This is a genomic window from Bradyrhizobium sp. BR 10261 (assembly GCF_019455395.1).
GTDB classification, from domain to species: domain Bacteria; phylum Pseudomonadota; class Alphaproteobacteria; order Rhizobiales; family Xanthobacteraceae; genus Bradyrhizobium; species Bradyrhizobium manausense.
Map to the genome: position 1 here is coordinate 95,822 of NZ_JACOFQ010000027.1, position 6,637 is coordinate 102,458.

Below are 6,637 nucleotides of genomic sequence, written 5' to 3' on the forward strand. Positions count from 1 at the left end.
TCAGGACGATAGCGAGGCAGGTGCAGCGAGGCAACGGGCAAGGGCGGCCGCGCTCTCGGCAATTCGGATGACGGAAGGTCGCAGGTTTCACTCTCTCACAATGTTAGAGTGCAGGTGCGAACGGTTCCGAAGCGCGTGTCGCGCGCAGCCGCCTCCACAAACTGCGCCGGGAGGACATCGATTTGTGGCCACGTGCGTGCCAAAGACCCGCACACCAAACGCTTCACACGATCCTTGACGTCTTGTTGCCCCAATACCGATCCCTCAGCAGCCGCTTGTACAGCTTTCCCGTCGGCAGCCGCGGCAATTCCTTCTCGAAATCCACCGAGCGCGGCACCTTCTGCCGCGACAGCGATTTTGCGCAGAAGGCAATCAGCTCCTCCGCAAGCGCCTCGCCAGGCATCACGCCGGGCATCGGCTGCACCACGGCCTTCACCTCCTCGCCGAGATCGGCATTGGGCACGCCGAACACCGCGGCGTCGGCGACCTTCGGATGGGTGATCAGCAAGTTCTCGCATTCCTGCGGATAGATGTTCACGCCGCCGGAGATGATCATGAAGGTGGCGCGGTCGGTGAGATAGAGGAACCGGTCTTCGTCGATATAGCCGACATCGCCGACCGTGCTCATGCTGCCGTCGGCCGAGCGCGCCTCCTTGGTCTTCTCGGGCTCGTTGAAATATTCAAACGGCGAGGCCGTCTTGAACCAGACTTGGCCCGGCGTGCCGGTCGGGCACTCCCGCATATTCTCGTCGAGAATGTGGAGGTCGCCCAGCAGCACCTTGCCGACGGTGCCGCGATGCGCCAGCCATTCCTCGCTGTTGCAGGCGGTGAAGCCGAGGCCTTCGGTCGCGCCGTAATATTCGTGGATGATCGGGCCCCACCATTTGATGATGTCATCCTTGACCAGCGCCGGGCAGGGCGCCGCGGCGTGGATCGCGATCTCCAGCGTTGACAGGTCGTAGCGCTTGCGCACCTCTTCCGGCAGCTTCAACATCCGTGAGAACATCGTCGGCACCAGCTGGGTGTGGGTGATGCCCCATTGCTGGACGAGTTGAAGGTAACGCTCGGGATCGAACGTCTCCATGATGACCACGGTGCCGCCCATCCGGATCGTGAGATTGACGGCGGCCTGCGGCGCGGAGTGGTAGAGCGGCGCCGGCGACAGATAGACCATGCCCTCGCGATAGTGCCAAAGTCTTGTCAGGAAATCGAACAGCGGCAGATTGTGCCTTGGCGGCTCTTCCGGCAACGGCCGCAAGATGCCTTTCGGCCGCCCCGTCGTGCCGGACGAATAGAGCATGGCCGTGCCGAGCCATTCATCCGCGATCGGCGTCTTCGGCAGGTCAGCGGTCACGTCGGCAAGGCCCACGATGCGGTCGCTCTCGCCCGGACCGTCGGCGACGATGCAGAGCTTGACATCGGGGCAGGCCTGGATCGCCTCGCGCGCGATGTCGAGCTTTGCCGCAGACGTGATCAGGATCTTGGACTGGCTGTTGACGAGGAGATAGGCGAGCTCGCCCGGCGTCAGGAACGAGTTGATGCAGGTATAGTACAGCCCGGACCGCTCGCCCGCGCCGCAGGCTTCGAGATATCGGGAGTTGTTCTCCATGAAGATCGAGTAGTGATCGAGCCGCTTCAATCCGTGCTTGCGAAACAGATGCGCCAGCCGATTGCTTCGCGCGTCCAGCTCGCGATAGGTGACGGCCTCGCCTGTGGCCGCCATGATGAAGGCGGGCTGCAGCGGGCGCAGGCGGGCATGCAGACCAGGGTACATCAGTCCTCCTGCCTTAATATCATGCAGCGAGATCCAGGATTTCGCGTATCTGCGCCGGGCTCTCGATCTTGCGCGGATTATGCGGAATCCAGTTCGTGCGCATCGCCTGCTCGGCGATGGCATCGAAATGCTCGGGCGAGACACGCACCTCAGCGAGGCTGCGCGGCATGCCCAGCGAGCGGATGAAGGCGTCGAGCACGTCGGCGGCGTTGTGCCCGGGAAAGCCCATCGCGGCGGCGACGATCATCTGGCGCTCGGCATTGGCGCTCGCGTTCCAGCGCATCACCGCCGGCAGCATGATGCAGGAGGTGTGGCCATGCGGCACGCCGAAGGCCGCGCCCAGCACGTAACCGATGCCGTGGCTTGCGCCCATCGGCACCCCGGCCGCGAGCGCACCCATCGACAGCCAGGTGCCGATCTGCGCGTCCATCCGCGCGTCGAGATCTCTGGGGTCGGCCTTCACCCGCGGCAACGCGTCGGCGAGCATGGCGAGGCCCTTCACCGATTGCGCGTCGGCGTAAGGGTGGGTCTCGTGCGAGCAGATCGCCTCGACGCAATGGTCGATGGCGCGAATGCCGGTGGAGAGAAACAGCCATTCCGGCGTGTGCACGGTGATCGCGGGGTCGAGAATGGTCGCGCGCGGCACAGTGAGCGGATGCCGCAGCATCTGCTTCACATGCGTGCTGCTGTCGGTCACGCCGGCGATCGAGGAGAACTCGCCGCCGGCAATCGTGGTCGGCACGCTGATCTGGCGCACGGTCGGCGCGGTCATCTCGGGCGCGACGCCCTTGCGCACGCGGATGCGGTCGATGCCTGCGATATCGTCGATCCCATTGGCAAGGCAGAGCTGCACCGCCTTGGCGCCGTCGGTGATCGAGCCGCCGCCGACAGTGACGATGAGATCTGCGCCGGCCTCGCGTGCCGCATTGGTGGCCGCGATCACCGCCTCGCGCGGCGTGTGCGCGGGCATCGCATCGAACAGCCCGGCACAGCGCGAGCCCAGCGCCCCGACGATCTTCGCGATTTCGCCAGTCTCTCGGTTCAGCGTCCCTGACACCATCAGGAAGGCGCGGCGGGTTCCCAGCCGGTCCATCTGCGCAGGGACGGCCTCGGCCGCCGGATGGCCGAACACGACCTCCTCGATCGCGCCGTAAACGACACGTCCCTGGTGCACGCCTGTCCTCCCCGGACAATTTGTCTTCTTTGTTGGGGGTAGTCTAGCCAAGCCGGCCGCCTCCGTCATGTGCGAAGACGCTGATTGCTCGTCTCCCTCGCCCGCGTGCGGGGAGAGGCGAAGGCAATGTCAACCCGTCATCAGGCTAGGACATCCGGCGGAGCATTGCGCGTGACGTAGTCTTGAAGATTTCATCATCGACACCCATCTTGTGGCGCCCGCGGGTAGAGGACTACGCTGCATTTTCCGCGGCTTTCATGCGAGGACCTGGGATGAGTGGATCGGACGGAAGCGAGCAATTTGTCAAAACGCACGATTTCGTTCGGCCCAAGCCTTATGACAAGCCTCATGACAAGCCCTACGCCAAGCCCTACACCAAGCCTTGCGCCATAGCCGGCCTTCTCGTCGCCGCCTTCGCACTCAGCGGCTGTGGCCAGCCGACCTCGCAAGCGGCTGCGCCGCCGCCTCCAGCGGTGACTGTCGCCCAGCCGGTCAAGCGCACCGTCACTGATTGGGATGAGTTCACCGGTCGCTTCGAGGCGGTCGAGGAGGTGCAGGTGCGTCCGCGTGTCGGCGGCTTCGTCAACTCGGTCGAATTCCAGGACGGTGCCATCGTGCACCAGGGTGATCTGCTTTACGTCATCGACCCCCGGCCGTTCGAGGCGGTGGCGGCGCAGGCCGACGGCCAGCTCTCCGACGCCCGCGCCAAGGTGGAGCTGGCTAAGCGCGAGCTCGATCGTGGCCTGAACCTGGTGCAGACCAGCGCGGTCTCCGAGCAGGTCGTCGACCAGCGGCGCCAGGCCTTGCAGGCCGCGCACGCGGCGGAAACCCAGGCCGAAGGCGCACTGAAGGCTGCCCGGCTAAACATCGAGTTCACCCATGTCACCGCGCCGCTCACCGGCCGCGCCAGCCGCCACCTCGTCAGCCCCGGCAACCTCGTGCAGGGCAGCGATACCGGCACCTCGACGCTGCTGACCTCGATCGTCGCGCTCGACCCGATCTACATCTATTTCGACATGGATGAGACGACCTTCATCAAATACAGCAAGCTGTGGTTCGAGGGTAAGCGCCCGAGCTCGCGCGATACCGCGAACCCGGTGCAGGTGACGCTCGCAGGCGAAACAAAACCGTCGCATGAGGGCGCCGTCAACTTCCTCGATAACCGCCTCGATGTTTCCACGGGAACGCTGCGCAGCCGCGCGGTGGTCAAGAACACCGATCTCTCGATCCTGCCCGGCCAGTTCGGCCGCGTTCGCCTGATCGGCAGCGCGCCGTACGAAGCGCTGCTGATTCCGGATACAGCAGTCGCGACCGACCAGTCGCGCAAGATCGTGTTCGTGGTGAAGCCCGACGATACTGTGGAAGCGCGCCCGGTGGTGCTCGGGCCCCTCGATGACGGCCTGCGCGTGATCCGCGAAGGGTTGAAGGCCGAGGACCGCGTCATCGTCAATGGCATCCAGCGCGCCCGTGTTGGCGCCAAGGTCAGCCCGCAGACCGCTCAAGCCCCGGCCGGTGGCAAGGCTGGTGACAAGTCATGAATCTTGGCCGTCTGTCCATCAACCAGCCCATCCTCGCGATGGTGCTGTCGATCGTGCTCCTGATCGTCGGTACGCTCGCTTATTCGACGCTGCCGATCTCCGAATATCCGCAAGTGGTGCCGCCGACCGTCGTCGTCACCACGCAATATCCCGGCGCCTCGGCGCAGACCGTGTCCGACACCGTTGCCGCTCCGATCGAGCAGCAGATCAACGGCGTCGAGGACATGTTGTATCTCTACAGCCAGGCGACCTCGAACGGCCAGCTCACCATCACCGTCACCTTCAAGCTCGGCACCGATCTCGACAAGGCGCAGGTGCTGGTGCAGAACCGCGTCGCGATCGCGCAGCCGCAGCTGCCGGACGAGGTGCAGCGCAACGGCGTCGTCACCCGCAAGAACTCGCCCGACATCCTGATGGTCGTGTTCATGCTGTCGCCCGACGACACGTTCGACCAGCTCTATATCTCCAACTATGCGCTGCTCCAGGTCCGCGACCAGCTGCTGCGCATCGACGGCGTCGGCGACATCCAGATCTTTGGTGCGCGCGACTATTCGATGCGGCTCTGGCTCGATCCGGATCGCATCGCCAATCTCGGCCTGACCTCGGCCGAGGTGCTGGCCGCGATCCGCGCCCAGAACGTGCAGATCGCCGGCGGCCAGATCGCCGAGCCGCCGATTGCCGACCGCGCCTTCCAGCCCAACCTCGTGTTCACCGGCCGTCTGAAAGACCAGAAGCAGTTCGAGGACATCCTGATCAAGGCCGGCTCGGACGGCCGCACGGTGCGCCTGCGCGACGTTGCCCGCATCGAGCTCGGTGCTTTGGCCTATTCGACCAACAGCTTCCTGCTGCGCAAATCCGCCGTCGCCATGCTGGTGACGCAGCGGCCGGGATCGAATGCGCTCGCGACGGCCAGGAACATCTCCGACACCATGGCGAGGCTCAAGCAGAGCTTTCCGAAGGGCCTCGACTTCAACATCGGCTACAACCCGACCGAGTTCATCGCGCAGTCGGTCCATGAGCTGATCAAGACCATCTACGAGGCCATGCTGCTCGTGGTCGTCGTCGTGCTGGTGTTCCTGCAGGGATGGCGGCCGGCGATCATCCCGATCATCGCGATTCCGGTGTCGCTGGTCGGCACCTTCGCAGTGATGGCGGCGCTCGGCTTCTCCATCAATAACCTCACTTTGTTCGGGCTCGTGCTCGCCGTCGGCATCGTGGTCGACGATGCCATCGTCGTGGTCGAGAATGTCGAGCGGCATCTCGAGCACGGCCTCAGCCGGCGCGACGCGGCGCTGAAGACCATGGAGGAGGTCGGCGGCGCGCTGGTCTCGATTGCGCTGGTGCTCTGCGCGGTGTTCGTGCCGACGGCGTTCCTGGGAGGTATCTCCGGGCAATTCTTCCAGCAATTCGCCGTCACGATCGCGGTTGCGACCGCGATCTCCTGCTTCTGCTCGCTGACGCTGTCGCCGGCGCTGGCCTCGCAGATCCTCACCCCGCATGAGGAGAAGCGGCCGCCGGCCGCCTGGAATCTGCTTGCGCGGGGTTGGAACGCCTTCACCGGCGCCTTCAATCGTGTGTTCGATCGGCTTTCGCATGGCTATGCCGGCCTCGCCAATTTCGTCATCCGGCACGCGGTCGTGATGCTGCTGATCTATGTCGTGCTGATCGGCAGCGCAGGCTGGCTGATCGGGACGACGTCGCAGGGCTTCATCCCGGCCCAGGACCGAGGCTACGTCATCATCTCGGTGCAATTGCCGGGGGCGGCGTCGCTGGCGCGAACCACCGAGATCGTGCGGGAGATCGAGCGGATCTCGCTGGACACGCCAGGCATCATCCGTGTTGCGGCCTTCGCCGGCTTCTCGGGCGCGACACGAACCCAGGCCGGCAATGCGGCCGCGCTCTTCCCTGTGTTCGATGAGCCCGAGGTGCGGCTGAAGAAAGGCCTGACGGCGAATGCCATCACGGCCGAGCTGCGCAAGCGCCTCGCCGCGATCCAGGGCGCCTTCATCATCGTGATTCCACCACCGGCCGTGCCCGGCATCGGCACCGGCGGCGGCTTCGCCATCCGCATCCAGGACCGGCAGGGCCGTGGACCGCAGCTGCTGGCCTCCGCAACCGACGAGCTCGTCGCCGCCGCGCGCAAATCGCCCG

4 protein-coding genes are annotated in these 6,637 nt (G+C 65.1%); 2 read left to right on the forward strand and 2 right to left on the reverse strand.

What is annotated here, in order from left to right; all coding sequences use genetic code 11:
- Positions 1–223: 223 nt before the first annotated feature.
- Positions 224–1,774: an AMP-binding protein gene (locus HYH07_RS27560; RefSeq protein WP_220005428.1), complete on the reverse strand. Its 1,551-nt coding sequence runs from the start codon at positions 1,772–1,774 to the stop codon at positions 224–226.
- A 19-nt stretch (positions 1,775–1,793) separates the two neighbouring features.
- The gene (locus HYH07_RS27565; protein WP_220005429.1) at positions 1,794–2,948 is read right to left on the reverse strand and encodes an iron-containing alcohol dehydrogenase; all 1,155 of its coding nucleotides are present in this window, start codon (positions 2,946–2,948) and stop codon (positions 1,794–1,796) included.
- A gap of 272 nt (positions 2,949–3,220) precedes the next feature.
- Here HYH07_RS27565 and HYH07_RS27570 point away from each other — a divergent pair, with 272 nt between their 5' ends.
- Both HYH07_RS27570 and HYH07_RS27575 read left to right on the forward strand, forming a co-directional pair.
- Positions 3,221–4,486: an efflux RND transporter periplasmic adaptor subunit gene (locus HYH07_RS27570; RefSeq protein WP_220005430.1), complete on the forward strand. Its 1,266-nt coding sequence runs from the start codon at positions 3,221–3,223 to the stop codon at positions 4,484–4,486.
- Positions 4,483–6,637, forward strand: a 2,155-nt coding sequence (locus HYH07_RS27575) for an efflux RND transporter permease subunit (RefSeq protein WP_220005431.1), incomplete at its 3' end; no start/stop codon positions are given. The genes HYH07_RS27570 and HYH07_RS27575, both read left to right, overlap by 4 nt.